A 15986-nucleotide genomic window follows, 5' to 3' on the forward strand; every position below is an offset into this window, starting at 1 on the left:
ACAACTGTGGTTTTGCTGCCATCTGGGTAAGTGACTGTGACTGTTGAGCCTGGCTCAGCTGTACCTGTAATAGGATCTTTTCCATTAATTGGATCTATTACAGGAGCTGTTGGTGGAATAGCATCTACAACGACGACCGTTGGTAATGAATTATTCCCTGCTGGGTCTGTCGCGATTGTCTTAACTTCGTCGCCATCTTTTAAACCAGGATTTGGCACTGTCCAAGTTCCATCTGGACTCGTAACAACTGTGGTTTTGCTGCCATCTGGGTAAGTGACTGTGACTGTTGAGCCTGGCTCAGCTGTACCTGTAATAGGATCTTTTCCATTAATTGGATCTACTACAGGAGCTGTTGGTGGAATAGCATCTACAACGACGACCGTTGGTAATGAATTATTCCCTGCTGGGTCTGTCGCGATTACCTTAACTTCATCACCATCTTTTAAACCAGGATTTGGCACTGTCCAAGTTCCATCTGGACTCGTAACAACTGTGGTTTTGGTACCATCTGGGTAAGTGACTGTGACTGTTGAGCCTGGCTCAGCTGTACCTGTAATAGGATCTTTTCCATTAATTGGATCTACTACAGGAGCTGTTGGTGGAATAGCATCTACAACGACGACCGTTGGTAATGAATTATTCCCTGCTGGGTCTGTCGCGATTACCTTAACTTCATCACCATCTTTTAAACCAGGATTTGGCACTGTCCAAGTTCCATCTGGACCAGCAACAACTGTGGTTTTGGTACCATCTGGGTAAGTGACTGTGACTGTTGAGCCTGGCTCAGCTGTACCTGTAATAGGATCTTTTCCATTAATTGGATCTACTACAGGAGCTGTTGGTGGAGTAGTGTCAGGTTTTACTGAAGATTTACCATTATTACTATCATTATCATTCGCCCACCACAAAATTCCTGCAGCAGTTAATGGTACTGATAACCATGCCCATGGCGAGCCTGCACCATCATGATAAAGTAGTGGTTCTATATCATCTATATAACTATATGTGATATTTTCTAATAATGCGCCATTACTATCTGTAAATTGCACCCAAACTAATTTATGGTTGCCATCTTCAAAAACTAAACTATTATCAGTTGAATAATTACCGCCATTAAAAAAATCAACTATTACAATTTTATCACCATTTTTTAAAGTGATAATTGCATTCCTACCATCTTGTTTTATTTCAGAAACATCATCTTTATTGACCTTTATTAAAACTACGGATGCTTCTGAAAGTGAAACATTATCTTTTGTTGTGGTTTCTAAGACCTTATGGCTTTCCTTAGAAACAACTTGTATTTCTGACATATTTTCTGCCCCTTAAAGGATTTTATTTAAATGAATCCAATTTAAAGCTCTTAAATAAAAAGAGCCCAAACTATGGAATAAATTAGATAAAATAAAGGCAAACCTCAACACAGAAATAAATTATATACATGAATTTCATCACACAAAAAAAATAAAAATGCAGTATATTTTTTAATCTCAATTATTAAATTAGAGATATTTATTAATTTTCAATAGTTTATTTTGTTTTAATGTATAAAATACATTTATTAGACTATTATGTTTTAAAATCCAAATAATAAAATTCATATTTTAAAATAATAAAAACATTTTGAAATAAGTATGAATTTTTATATTAAAAATTCATACTTATATTTTAAAATTTATCTTTCGCGCAATGCTTCTTTTACTTTATTAAATGGTTTTAATAAATAATCCAATATTGTTTTCTCACCTGTACGAATATCTACAGTCGCCACCATACCTGGTGTAATTGCAAATGATTTTTTTTCTTTATTATAAAGTTTGTCAGAATCCGTACGAATATATACTCTATAGTAAAACTGATCTTGCTTTACTTCATCTCGAATAGTATCAGGAGATATCACTGTCACTTTACCTTTCAATCCTCCATAAATTGAATAGTCATATGCTGTAATTTTTACTAGTGCTTCTTGTCCGGGATGAATAAAAGCGATATCACGTGGCAAAATTCGAGCCTCAATCAAAAGCTTTTCATCAATTGGAACTATCGTCATAAACTTCCCATTTTGCGGTATAACACCGCCATGTGTTGTCACCGAAATTTCTTTCACAACACCGCGCACGGGGGCTCTAAAAATAGCCCGATCCAAACTATCGGTCCTCCCCACAACCACTTGTTGTTGAGTTTGGATATCCATATTGGCTTTAGCTAATTCTTCCCGTGCTTTCACATAATATTGATTTCGAACATCATTCATTTTATTTTGTAAATCATTTGCCGAACGACGCAAGCGTAAAACTTCAACTTCACTCGCAGCTCCTTTAGCAACCAATGGCTCAGTCATAGTTAACTCTTGCTGTACCAACTGTAAAGCCTCTTTGTACCCTTTCAGGGTTTGCTCCACATCCTCTCGTCTAGACTGATACAGCGCCGTTTCTTCACTTACCAACATTGAATCTGTTGTAACAATCTTAGGGAAAACTAATGGTGTTCCATTCACTTCTGCACGTAAACGAGCTGCTGTTGCCTGAGCTGCCACCAGTAAAGATTGGGATTCACCAACATTTGATGCAAAACGAGTAGGATCTAACTGTGCCAGTATTTCACCTTTTTCAACAATATCACCTTCTTGTACATTTAATTTGGTGAGAATTCCCCCTTCCAAAGATTGTATTACCTGCTCTTTAGAAGAAGGGATAACCTTTCCTACTCCTGTAGATACTTCCTCAAGTTTAAATATCCAAGCCCAAATACAAAAAATCAGAAAGCCAATACCTACAATCCAAATGATTAAGCTCACACGGGGTAAAGATGGTTCAGTATAGGAAACATTCATTGAACGATCTTTTTCTTGTTGCTCGCTCATGAATTATCTCCTTGTTTAACATTATTGTGTTGAATAGTTGATTGACTTAATATCTCGTCTCTTGGCCCATCCATGACAATTTTTCCATCATTAACGACAACAATGCGATCAACTAGTTCTAAGACAGCCCGGCGGTGAGTTGCAACAATAAGCGTTCGATGAGCTAACCAATCTTTTAAGTGATCAATTAGTTGTTTTTCTGAGACATCATCAATGGAAGCTGTAGGTTCATCCAGCAAGAGGATATTTGGTTGACGAATGAGTAACCGAGCCAAAAGAAATGCTTGTTTTTGCCCTCCAGAAAAACCAATACCTCCTTCCAAAATCAGATGGTCAAGTCCTTCCTTCTTTTCTTGAATAAAAGCAAGAGCTCCTGTAACAGTCAAAGCATTTAATATGTCATCGTCTGTTGCTAAAGGCGCACCTAGGGTCAAATTTTCTCGAATCGTGCCGTAGAACAAATATGCATTCTGATTGAGTAAGCCCATATCACGTCGTACATCAGATGGATCTATAAAAGATAAATCTAGACCATCGAGATGAACTGCACCTTGATTGGGTTCCTGCATACCTGATAGCAATTGCAACAAAGTAGACTTACCTGCGCCATTACGACCTAATATGGCGACTTTTTCACCTGATCGAATTTTTAAATGACGAATCATAAGACTCGGTTTAGGATCCTCATCTCCATAATGAAACAAAACATTCTTTAACTCATAGTCCCCATTCAAAACAGGCTTGTGAACTAAATGAGAACGCTCAGCTTGATCAATAGGTCGCTTCATCAGCTCATCTAAACTTTGTTTCGCTATTTTAGTCTGCTGTAAACGTCCCAAGATTCCTGTAATCTGGGCAATTGGAGCGAGCATTCGTGATGACAAAATTGAGCATGCAACCAAAGCACCCGTTGTCATTTCACCATCAATGACAGCAAAACAACCCACTAAAACAACCATAGCGTATGTTAAACCCTGAAGTTTTTGCGTCCAGGCCATCAAAGTGCCGACAATTTTACGTTGTTTCATCCCGATATCAGCGGAAATCTCATTCATATGGTTCCATTGATTTTGGAAACGAGATTCTGCCCGCAATAACTTGATATCTTCTATACCCTGAACCACCTCTACTAATATTGCATTTCGAATAGCCGACTCACGCATCCCCTCTTGTGCTAACTGCGCCAATTTTTTCTGTACCAAAATTGCGGGTAAAATCATAAGCGGGATAACCAACAACATCACCCAAAATAGATTTCCACCAATGAAAGCAAAAATGAACAGAAAAAGAAAAAAGAAGGGTAAGTCAGCAATTGCACCAATTGTAGTTGAAGTAATAAGTTCTCTAACACCTTCCAGTTCACGGATTTGAGAAATAAAACTACCCGTCGATTTTGAGCGATCTTTATTTTTAATTCTTAGTGCATGTCCCAAAACGCGATCTGAAATACGTAAATCAGCTCTTTTACCAATAATATCAGACAGATAGACACGAGATACACGTAATACGAATTCAAAGATCGCCGCAATTAATACCCCACCAGCTAATACCCATAATGTTGAAATAGATTGTGAAGGTACGACACGGTCATAAACCTGCATAGAAAATATAATGGTTGCCAATGCCAATATGTTTGCAATCAAAGAGGCAAACATTATATCTATATATCGCTTCCAATCGCGTAAGGCAATCGACCAGAACCAATTTTCTTGATATGGCTTAATATATTCATCAATGCGAGCATCAGGAATTGAAGTCTCTGGCCGTAAAGTGTATACATACTTGATTTTATCTTTTAATAAATCTATATGAATACTTTGTGATAAACCTTGATCACCACTAAATTGAATATTAACATTTCCTTGCTTATCTGCTTTATCAACGACCCCAACTTGTCCATCATTTAGTTCAAAAATGACAGGTAAAAGCCATGGGTTTAAAAGCTCTACAGAAAAATTAGATTTACGTAGATTTAATCCAACCTGACGGGCGATCAATAGTAAAATGTCATCCAGCTTTTGGTTTTGATTCCATTCCAATTGTAAGCGAATTCTTTCTTCTGATGGCTCAATCCGATAATACTTTGCAACCGTGAGTATTGCTTGTAACCAGGGTTGATAATTTTTTTTTGTCGTCATGGCTGAACTTCGAACCCCTGAATTGAAATATTGTTTAAGCCATAAACTTGTCGCGAACGACCTGTTGCGGCAATATACTGAACAATACTGTTATAGATGTCATAACGTGCTGTCTCGAGCTCTGTATTTGCACTATGGATTGCTTGTTCAGCATTAAGTAAATCAACCAATGAACGTGTTCCCAGCTTATATTGTTCCTGATATAGCTCTCGGGTCCGAACGGTTGTTTCTTGTCTATTTGCTAAAACTTGTATTTGGCGCTGTTTGTTTTCAATTTGTTCACGACTCGTTCTAATCTGATTTAGAACATCTCGGTATACTGAGTTCACTTCTGATTTGGCAGCTTCTTCCGCATAACTCGCCATTTTAACTTGCGAAGAATTAGCCCCCCCTTGGTAAAACTGACTGGTCGCTTCAAGCATAATGGAACTATAAAACCCATCATCTCTACCATTATTCGGATTACGACCATTTAAGGCCTGATTTAGCGAACCTTTAACCGCAAGCGTTGGATAACGAGTTAATCGGGTTTGTTCTTTTTGGGCTTTTGCAACTTCTACCTTAGCTAGAGCTACAATCATTTTAGGAATGATATTAAATCGAGGTTCACCATATAAATCAGATTGCATAACAAGATCGTCAGGAATCAGCCAAACCTTATTAAAAATATCTACACCAAGAAGAATGCGTAAATGTTGCTGATATTGGCGTAACAAAGATTGTTGAGCAATTAAACTTGATTGCGCTGACTCTAGATAAGATTGAGCTTGAATTGGGTCAGCTTGACTACTGATTCCAGCATTTGCGCGTAAATTTGCGATATCCTTAATTCGTTGAATACCCGTTATTTGTTGCTCAGCAATTTTATTTAATCGTAAATAGCGCTGAATATTAATAATAGTTTGGGATGCATCTAAAGCGATATCATCAATACTGACTAAGACATTTGCTTGTTCAAGTTGTACCTTAGCTTGCGCTACTGAAACTCCAGACTTTATTTTCCCGAAATCATAAACCATCTGGGTTGCATTTAAACTGAGTAACTGGCGGCCACGCTCTCCTGTTGTTAAATCTCCAGTACTGACTCCTCCTGATAATTGCGGATAATAACCAGCTTTTGCAAAATCAACGCCTGCATTTTCTGCTGCTAAATTAGCAATCGCCTGTGAAATATCAGGATTCTGTTGAATTGAATAATGGATAGCATCAATTAAATTAATAGAATCATGTGTTAAAATATTAGGTACAGTAGGAAAAAAACCTTCATTTCCAATTTTTTGAAATTGACTTTGATCTACTTGCAAATTGCTTAGTTTTTGCAACTCAACAAATTTATAACTTTGATCAGTTTCAGGAGCAAAAAGTTGAGAAATTTTATTCTTTAAATTTTTCTCTGGTTTGGCTAATATCATTTCAGCCTTCACAGTCGATGCAATAAAAATAATATAGAAAATTATAAAAAAATTACTCGTTAAGCTAATTATAAATAGAAACTGATTTTGGTGAAAAAACGTATTCCTCATTGAACTTCTCATCTTTTAAAATATTAAAAAACAAGAAAATAGCCAGCTTATATCCATGAATTTTAAAACCTTACTTCTTTTATGAAATTTTTTAGAGAATAATTTAAACTAAGAACAAAAAAACATATGCTTCAAAAAAAAGTAACTAACACCAACACAACTTGTTATTTTATATAAAATTTAGTTGATTAAAAGGTGTTTAATACACCAGGAGCTTTAATGCACATTTAAAACAGATATATTTCATAAATCAAAAAATGATCATATTGAGTGAATAATATTTTTATTGAAAGTTTCTTCTCCCTTTGAGATAAAGCTAGAATGAGAAAGGATTTCACGTTGATTTATAATTTTAACAATCGCTTGTGAATGATGCCTAAAAAACAAACTAAATAGAATTATCATGATAAGATAATACATATTAATACTAAAAAGCTGTCATTTAATTTAAATAAAAAGCATCTACTTAAGACTTAAAATATTTCACATTCAGAATAAAACATATAAACCAATTAATATTAAAGATAAAAAATAACTTCTAACTCTAAATTAATATAGCTAAAAAAATTTTTACAAGAGGCTCAATATATAAATTAATTTTTATTACTTCAGATTATTAAAAAAAGATTAACTATTATCATCCGGCTCCTTATAAAACTTAATTCAAAATCAACATCTATTTGATTTTTATTCAATATTAGCAAAAACAGTAAGTACGGTTTAAAAAAATCCTAAACTAACAAGATAAAACTAGTATCTTTTTAAAGCGAAGAAACTAATAAACACTACTATAAAAATATTTAAAAAATTTTATTATATTTAATGAAAAGCTGACTTAGGACTTAGAAAATCGATAAATCGACTAATATTGCTGAGAAAAAAACTACTATATTATTTTAAATTTCAAGTAAAATCAGATTATAATCATCTTAAATTTAGTTTTAATGACAGTTTAAATTCGTCACATGATTCAATATTTTTATATTTAAGGTACAGCTTTAACCATACTATAATTAGTTTCTAAACGATCTACCGGTAGCGGTATGCCTAACAAATAACCTTGTAATTGCTGACAACCTAAGCGTTTAAGAATCTGCGCCTGTTGTTCAGTTTCAACACCTTCTGCCGTCACCACCAAACCCAAACGAATCGCCAAATGAATAATACTTTCTAAAATGATTTGTTCTTTTGAACCTTCACACAAATTACGGATAAATTCTCGATCTATTTTTAATTCATCTACTGGTAAATCTTTTAAATACAAGAAACTCGAATGGCCCGTTCCAAAATCATCAATTGCCAGTCGGATACCTAAATTTCTTAATTTCTCAAAGGTTTGAATACTGTCATCAATATGATGCATCGCTGTAGATTCAGTAATCTCAATAATTAAATTACCATTCTTGACATGGTATTTTTGAATCAATTTTTCTAAAGTTTCAATCAAATGCTTATGTTCAAATTGCACAGCTGAAAGATTTACGGCGATGGGACCAAAAGCATATTTTTTATCTTCCCACTCTTGAATTTGCTTACATGCTTTTTCTAAAGCCCAATAACCCATACGAATAATCAGACCCGTTTGCTCAGCACCATCAATAAACATGCTCGGTGCAAGTAAGCCTAGGGTTGGATGCTTCCAACGGATTAAAGCTTCTACGCCACAAATTTGGTAGTCGGCTGTGAATTTAGGTTGATAAAATAGAATAAATTGTTGTTCTTCTACTGCTTTATATAAATCATTGATGAGTTTAGATTGACTTCGGCTTTGGTGTTGTTGGTCTAAAGAACTGCTATAAACACTAAAAGTATTACGACCCTGCTCTTTCGATTGCATCATGGCTGAATCAGCATTAATCAATAAATCTTGTAAGTTCTGCCCATGATCTGGAAAAAATACAATTCCAATGCTGGCAGAAATATTGATTTCTTTACCTGAAATTTGAAACCCATCTTGTATTTTTTGTAAGAATAATTCAGCAATTTCTTCAGCTTCATTACGATTAGAATCTTCAAGAATCAGAATGAACTCATCTCCACCAATACGAATAAGTCTTTGTCCGTCCTTGAGCAAAGGATATAAACGCTGTGCGAGTTTAACCAGAAGTTCGTCACCTATATGATGACCAAACGCATCATTGACTGATTTAAAGCGATCTAAGTCAATATAAATAAACGCAATTTTAGTCTGTATTTCTTTATAACCTAAAAATAAAGCATCTGTGTATTCAACTAGAAATAATCGATTTGGAAGTTTAGTCAGATTGTCTTGAAGTGCTAAGTCTTCAAGCTCTTTATTGGCTTGTAATAACTGTAAACTACGTTCTTCTAATCTTCGTTCTAAAATCGCTACACAAAAAGCAGAAACAAGGATCAAACTCGCTACAAAAATAATGGTAAACAATAAAATACCTTGTCCTTCGTGTAGTTGACTTCCAAAATGTTTTTCATGCACCGATGAGATCGTCGCCGCAGCCATACCAATATAATGCATTCCCACAATGCTGAGCGCGATCATGATCGATACAGCAATTTTATAGAGCATCTTATGATTAAAAGAATTCTTATATTTAAAGGCGAGCCAGAAAGACAATCCTGAACCACTTATAGCCATGATGACTGAGAGCATCACTAAAATAACATCATAATCAACTTGTTGATTTGGAATATTTAAACCCAGCATGCCGATATAGTGCATCCCAGAAATTCCCAACCCCATCAACAATCCACCCAAAATCAGCCGTACAATAGGCAAAGTTTCTTGAGTTGTCAGCCAAATCGCAAAAGTCGACGCCAATGCAGCAATAATATATGAAATCACTGTGAATGTTAGATCAAAGGAATAACCTTGTGGTAGATCACAAGCCAACATTCCGATAAAATGCATTGCCCAAATTGCAAACCCAAAAACCATGCCACTCAAGCATAATATAATTTTTTGTTGGCGAGGCGAATGTTGCGTAAATATGAGTTGTTCTAATGAAATAGCTACGTAACAGATGATAACTGCAATACATGCAGAGCCTATTACGAGATTACTATCATAACTCATATAACTCATAAAAATTTACTTCCAGTAATGAACCTATTTTTGTTATAAGCAACCTTTATATATACAACCTAAAATTGCGAGAAGGTTCACCTTTTTTAAAGAGCGTTCGTTTTACTTAAAATATCACTATCCTATTGAACGTCAAGTTATTTTTTAAATCGAAATAAAAAAGCATACCCGAGATATGCTTTTTTATTTTACCTAAATAGAATTTTTAGTTATTTACTTGTTAGATGTGCCAAATCTAACAGAACGTTGGCAGCTTCATTCACAAAAGTCTCTTCTTCTGGCAAAGCTGGGCGCTGGTTTACTTTCATTTTTGCTCTCGACTCAGCCAAAGCATCCAAACTTGCTTGGTAGCTTTCCCAATTTGAATATGGTTTTAGTCCTGTTTCAGTACGGCGTTTGTTCTCTGCAGCCAATGTTCTTGCTTCAAGCGCTATTAACTCCGCTTTACGTTTATCAATATCTAGAGAGATTCGTTTCTGATCTTTAGCTTCTTGAGCAATCGCTTTACGCGTCTCTAAATATTGGAACTGAGAATCGCCTGCCGTACGAACTTTTGATTTTTCACCAAGCTGTGCCACATAAGGTTGAATTGAACCTTCACGTTTAAATGGCGCAGTCGGAATCGTATCCCATTTCAGGGCATTTTTCGCTTTACGCTCACCAAACTCTTCATCGTAAATATCAACCAATTTGATATCTGGTATCACACCTTTGTTTTGTGTGCTTCCACCTGTAACACGATAAAATTTACGCTGAGTTAAGGTCGCTTGACCATAAGCAAGACTATCTAATTGAACTTGTGCAGTTCCCTTACCTGTTGTTGTGCTCCCTAAAATAACTGCACGATCGTAATCTTGGAGTGCAGCAGAGTAAATCTCACTGGCAGAAGCTGATGCTAAGTTAACCAAAACAGCCAAAGGTCCTGAATAAGTTTGAGCACCACCGTCGGTGTCTTCAAACACACTCACATTCCCGTTACCGTCACGGATTTGAACCACTGGGCCCTCTTTAATTACCTGCCCAATCATTTTGGCAACTTCTTCTAAAGAACCACCTGGATTATTACGCAAATCAATAATAATGCCTTCAACATTTTGTGCTGCAAGTGACTTCAATGCTTTATTGGTATCTTCTGAAACAGAGCGATATTCAGTCCCTGCACGACGTGCACGATAGTTCAAATAGAAAGATGGTATTTCTAAAACACCAAACTTATGCTTTTTACCATCACGTGTAAGTTCCACAGTCCGTGAACGGACACCAGCATCTTCTTCTTGAATCACATCACGAGTAATTGTGACAACTCGCGCTTGGCTCATAGAGGCACCAGCAGCTAACAATTTCACTGAAACTTTGGTTCCACGTTTCCCACGTATCAATCCAACAATTTCGGAACTTGGCCAGCCAATCACATCGACCATCTTATTGCCATCTTGTGCAACACCAATAATGCGATCACCCGATTTAACCTGTCCAGTCTTACTTGCCGGCCCACCATCTACAATAGTTTCAATCTTGGTGTAGTCTTCATTACCACGCTCAGGACGAATCGAAACACCAATACCTTCAAGTTGTAAGGTGGTTTGACGATTCAACTCCATGGCATCAACAGGTGGAAAATAATTGCTGTGCGGATCGTAGGTCAAGGTCATTGCATTGAGGATACGTTCCAGTACATCATCACTCTTGGTTCGTCCAATACGCTCTAGTTGGCGGGTATACCGCTTGGTAAGCGTTTGAACCGGTGTAAGATCTTCTGATGCGGCCAAATCCTGACCATTGGCCAATGTTGGATCATCTTTTAATGCTTTTTGTTTGGCTTGATCTTCTTGCTTCGCAATGGTGAGATTGATTAACTGTGACACCAACATCTTACGCCAATAGTTTTGCAACTCAGCTTTGCTTGCAAAAAACGCAGCTTTTTCACGATCGGCATCAATAAACTCATTCGGTTGATTTAAGTTCTGTGTCTTTTTGAGTTCAGCCAATTCAAATTCATAAAATTCTTTTAAACGCGCACGATAATGCGCATGAATCGCAAATGGTCCAGACAAATCACCTGCTTTTAGTTTTGCGCCAAGTGTTGCACCATACTGTTTTTTATATTGTTCAATTTCTGAAGCTAAAAATAATGTGTGCTCTGGATCGAGGCTATCAATATACATGTCTAAAATACGATTTGATGTGGTTGCATCTAAACGCATATTCAAATAATGCTGACGGTCAATCAATGTTGCAAGTTGACGTGTCACTAAAGCTTGATCTTGTGAAGGATGAATCGATTGAGACACGTTTGTAGCATTGGTTTCCGCCATTGCCTGATTGATGGTATGGGTAAAGAATAAACCACCTGTTGCAAGTGCTATAGCGCAAGCGAGAGTTTGAATTTTCATAAATTCTTAATACTTCCTTGGGTTTTCCAATTTCTATATCGTTTTTCAATCTGAACTCAACAGTTTCAATATCTTAAACGACTTTATCTGTTTATGTTGTGTAGTTTTAGCATAATCTGTACTGACTAAGTGTAGCAAATCATTGCAGAAATCGGGTATTGTTTCCCAGTTTAAATAAATACAACCGTGGATTCCTATGATCGGCGCATTGATGCTTGATATTGCAGGCACAGAACTTACTCAAGAAGATATTGAACTATTACAAACTCCGCAAGTCGGTGGCATGATTTTATTTTCAAGAAATATAGAATCACCTGCACAAGTTCGCGCATTAACCGATCATATGCGCCAAATTCGCCCAGACATTCTTATTGCAGTTGATCAAGAAGGGGGGCGAGTACAACGCTTAAAACAAGGGTTTACTCTACTACCAGCTATGGGGCATTTTGGTGAGCTTTACTTAACTCAACCTGAAAAAGCATTAACACTGGTTGAACAATGTGGTTGGCTCATGGCAATTGAAGTGCTTGCTGTCGGGATTGATTTTAGTTTTGCCCCTGTTTTAGATCTCAATGATATAAGTGATGTGATTGGCGATCGCGCCTTTGCAAAAAATGTACAAGATATTGTGCCCCTAGCTAGTGCATTTATGAAAGGGATGCAACGTGCTGGTATGGCAACTACAGGCAAACACTTCCCTGGACATGGTTCAGTTAAAGCAGATTCTCATGTTGCTGCAGCAATTGATCCACGTGAATACCAAGATATTTATAATAATGATATGCAAAGTTTTATTCAGCTACAAACCCAGCTGGATGCACTTATGCCTGCACATGTTATTTATGAAAATGTAGATCCAAATCCTGCGGGCTTTTCACCCTATTGGATTGAAACGATTTTACGTCAAGAACTTCAATTTGATGGCGTGTTATTCTCAGATGATTTAAGTATGCAAGCTGCTTGTGTCGCAGGCGGAGCAGACGCACGTATCCGAGCTGCTCTCGAAGCTGGTTGCGATATGGGCTTGGTGTGTAATAATCGTGAATCAGCATGTATTGCATTGGCTGGAATTAACAATCTACCATTACCAAATCAAGCACGTTTAGAACGTATGCGTGGCAAAATTCCAGATATCACCATTGGTGAAAAATTTGAGCTTGGAAATGAATGGCAAACTGTCAAAAGAGTCATTGAAGAATTTAAAAATTCACTTTAAAAAGAATAGAAACACATCTATATGATGTTGATCTAGAAAAATTAACATCTCTTTCTTTTTATAAAAAGAAAGAGAAAATTTTAAGCTTTTTAACAGTTTAAAAAAGCTTAAAATGCATATCTCTAAATAGTGCATTGGGAAGGATAAAAAAGAAGAACTGAGTAAAATTAAATTTTAGTCTTCTTTTTAATTGTTTTCATAATCATCGAATTAGAAAAAATATAAGTTAAGGATAACTATGTCAGACCAACAACTTTCAAAGCACCGCCATATCTCATTTACAGCCCATTACACAGGCTATATTTGGTATAAAATGGGAATTTCTCATCCATTATTTGCTACATCAAAGGGTAAAACTTTAGCGATGATTGCCCATCCAATAGAAAGTTGGGGAGAAAAATATGTAGGCGGCAGTATGCGTACCACACTCAAACAACGTCATACTATGTTAGATGAGCGCTTAGCTAAACTGATCGAACAGTCTCCTGACTTACAAGTATTAGAAATAGCCGCAGGACTATCACCAAGAGGTTGGTGGTTTAGGCAACATTATCCCACGATTGATTATCGTGAATTAGATTTGCCCGATATGGCAAAAACTAAGCAAGCAGCGCTTAAGCAAATTGATAACGCGAGCCCAGATGTATTGTCTGTAGATTTATTTACAGACGATTTTAAAAAAGCCTTTGACGTATTTGATCCCCAACGACCGCTCGTTGTGATCAGTGAAGGTTTAATTAACTACTTTACCAAAGCACTTTTACAACAATTGATTCAATCGATTTCCCAGTACGGACAAGACTTCAAGAGCTTACATTATCTCACAGACCTCTATCCTGAACCTGTAAAAAACAAACTGGCTAAAGTGATTTGGAATAGTAGCAAGCTATTAAAAATCATGTCTCGAAGTGCTTTTACCTTTCACTTTATCAATCCAGAACAAGTGAAAAATTTTATCTATCAAGCTGGTTTTCAAAAAGTTGAAGTAATCCAGCCTAGTTCCTATTTTAATAAAAATTCAATTGAACACGATGCTGAAGAACATCTAGGTGATTTGGTGTGGATGATTGATGCACAACGATAAAGCAATCATTTGTTGCTATGATCGAGACTTGAACTCCTAACTATAAAAAACCAGTGAAAAAGACTGGTTTTTTAACAGAACAAACCCTGACTACCTTAAAGCTACAGCATTTTCTTGTTCAATACACACCGGTACTGTTTGAGTTTGGCGCGCGATAAAGCGTAATAAGCGATCTGCATTTTCAAAGCTACCATGCTTAAATAGAGCGCGAACACCAAATTCAGATGTTTCAAAAATCAAACATTCAATCGCAAACTCACCTTCATCATCACTTAAGTTTAAAGCCAAATCACGGGTATGTTCATTGACAAAAGCTAAATCCTGTTGATGATCAAGGCTTATCAATAGACCAAAATAATTTAAATCAATCACATCTACCTGTATCACTCTATTTGAATGGCGGTGGCTCAACTGGCGATGCGGATCAAGCACTTGAATACGTTGTTCTCCACGGCGCTCGATATGTTGCATTTGTTCCCGTGTGAAATTAACAATCCCATCTAGCCCTTGAATAGAATCACCTTTTAAATAAGTAGTGAATAAGGTCATGGTTTCTTTACGACGCTGTAATTGTGGAACATGATCTGCATTGGCAATCATTGCAAACTGCATGTCTGGACATTGCAAAGCAAAGTTTGCATTTTCATGGGGTAAGGTAAAACTGTCGTATTGACCACATGCCACCAGCGTATTGACTTGAGGGACCGGCACATGGTTTAACCGCAATAAGCGATTACAATTGATTTCATAACGTTCTTGTTCTGTATGAGAAAACTCAGCCATTTGCTTAAAGAACAATCTTTTTGCTGTAGGCGACATTCGGGTTTTGTCTAATTTAGCATGATTGACTAAATACAAAATGACCGCTTGACCAAACTCCCCCATACGTTGTTCTTTCATCAGCATCAATGATTCTTCTAACAGCATCCGCCAGCTTTTACGCGTTTCTTGCATGACGCCCATCAGGATCATTTTCTCGACCAATTCTGGACGTTGATCAACAAAAAATGAAGCAATCACAGAACCTAAAGATATCCCCACCACGGCAACCTTTTCAATCGCGACAATATCAAGCCACTGTCCCAACATACGAGAAAGATCTGGTAACTCTAATGTACCTGCTGATAAGCCAGAATCGATATTGGTGATTTGTTGATTGGCGCCCATTGAGGGCAAATCAATCAGAATGACTGGGCCACTTTCAAAAAACTGCTCGACACAATATTTATATGAGTTAAAGTTTTGGAATGCTCCACCCACAATCACAATAGGGGTATTGTGAATTGTTCGTGGATCTGCGATCGCCATATACTCAATTTTCCAGCCATCAATCCAAGTTGTTCTTGGTTCCTGCTTAAAACTATTTTTGTGGTATATGTCGAAAAAACCAAAGCTTGATAAAGATTGGTGTGATTCTGTGTCCATTTGGATAATGGAATTCATATCCTTCCTCCATCCTTGCTTTATTCTTTTAATATGCAAGATTTTGACCCGCATTATTCTTTCAAATTCGTGATACGTATAAATTCTGTATCACTTCAATGTCCTTATTGTTTCATTCTTACAGATGTGTGATTTATACGCAATCGCTAAATTGACCGTTTATCCAGTTTAAATGGCAAAAGACTTTGCAAAATATTCTGAGTTCTGGCAACACAAAATAAGTTTATTTCAGTGAAATACTTCCTTGGCTTTACTTAGACTGCTA

Annotated in this window: 8 protein-coding genes and 2 pseudogenes; 2 read left to right on the plus strand and 8 right to left on the minus strand. The window is 36.6% G+C overall.

The genetic code is table 11. The annotated features are described in order from the left end of the window. The 6 genes from ACG916_RS15510 to ACG916_RS15535 all read right to left on the minus strand — a co-directional run. The coding region (locus tag ACG916_RS15510; RefSeq protein ID WP_419378806.1) for a BapA/Bap/LapF family prefix-like domain-containing protein at positions 1–1313 on the minus strand (1313 nt) is incomplete at its 3' end. A 362-nt stretch (positions 1314–1675) separates the two neighbouring features. Next, the gene (locus ACG916_RS15515; RefSeq protein WP_419328746.1) at positions 1676–2863 is read right to left on the minus strand and encodes an HlyD family type I secretion periplasmic adaptor subunit; all 1188 of its coding nucleotides are present in this window, start codon (positions 2861–2863) and stop codon (positions 1676–1678) included. Then, complete coding sequence (locus tag ACG916_RS15520) at positions 2860–5001, minus strand: type I secretion system permease/ATPase (RefSeq protein ID WP_419328745.1); 2142 nt, start codon at positions 4999–5001, stop codon at positions 2860–2862. The genes ACG916_RS15515 and ACG916_RS15520 overlap by 4 nt, the downstream gene beginning before the upstream one ends. Continuing rightward, complete coding sequence (locus ACG916_RS15525) at positions 4998–6413, minus strand: TolC family protein (RefSeq protein WP_419328743.1); 1416 nt, start codon at positions 6411–6413, stop codon at positions 4998–5000. Before ACG916_RS15525 ends, ACG916_RS15520 begins: the two co-directional genes overlap by 4 nt. 1096 nt (positions 6414–7509) lie before the next feature. Continuing rightward, positions 7510–9585 (minus strand): bifunctional diguanylate cyclase/phosphodiesterase, encoded by a 2076-nt coding sequence (locus ACG916_RS15530; RefSeq protein WP_419330603.1) that lies wholly within the window; start codon positions 9583–9585, stop codon positions 7510–7512. Between the two features lie 209 nt (positions 9586–9794). Next, positions 9795–11978 carry a carboxy terminal-processing peptidase gene (locus ACG916_RS15535; RefSeq protein ID WP_336954577.1) on the minus strand — a complete coding sequence of 728 codons (2184 nt, stop codon included), beginning with the start codon at positions 11976–11978 and terminating at the stop codon, positions 9795–9797. Positions 11979–12174: 196 nt separating this feature from the next. On the opposite strand from ACG916_RS15535, the gene nagZ reads away from it, so the two are divergent. Beyond that, positions 12175–13194 carry a beta-N-acetylhexosaminidase gene (gene nagZ / locus ACG916_RS15540; RefSeq protein WP_336954575.1) on the plus strand — a complete coding sequence of 340 codons (1020 nt, stop codon included), beginning with the start codon at positions 12175–12177 and terminating at the stop codon, positions 13192–13194. Positions 13195–13432: 238 nt separating this feature from the next. Beyond that, complete coding sequence (locus tag ACG916_RS15545) at positions 13433–14278, plus strand: class I SAM-dependent methyltransferase (protein ID WP_336954574.1); 846 nt, start codon at positions 13433–13435, stop codon at positions 14276–14278. Positions 14279–14368: 90 nt separating this feature from the next. On the opposite strand, the pseudogene ACG916_RS15550 reads toward ACG916_RS15545, so the two are convergent. Together ACG916_RS15550 and ACG916_RS15555 are read right to left on the minus strand one after the other, a co-directional pair. Beyond that, positions 14369–14596: pseudogene (locus ACG916_RS15550) on the minus strand (alpha/beta fold hydrolase); the annotation flags it as partial. A 77-nt stretch (positions 14597–14673) separates the two neighbouring features. Beyond that, positions 14674–15721, minus strand: a pseudogene (locus ACG916_RS15555) (alpha/beta fold hydrolase); the annotation flags it as partial. Between the last annotated feature and the right edge of the window lie 265 nt (positions 15722–15986).

This window comes from Acinetobacter legionensis (assembly GCF_048552295.1).
Lineage (GTDB): Bacteria > Pseudomonadota > Gammaproteobacteria > Pseudomonadales > Moraxellaceae > Acinetobacter.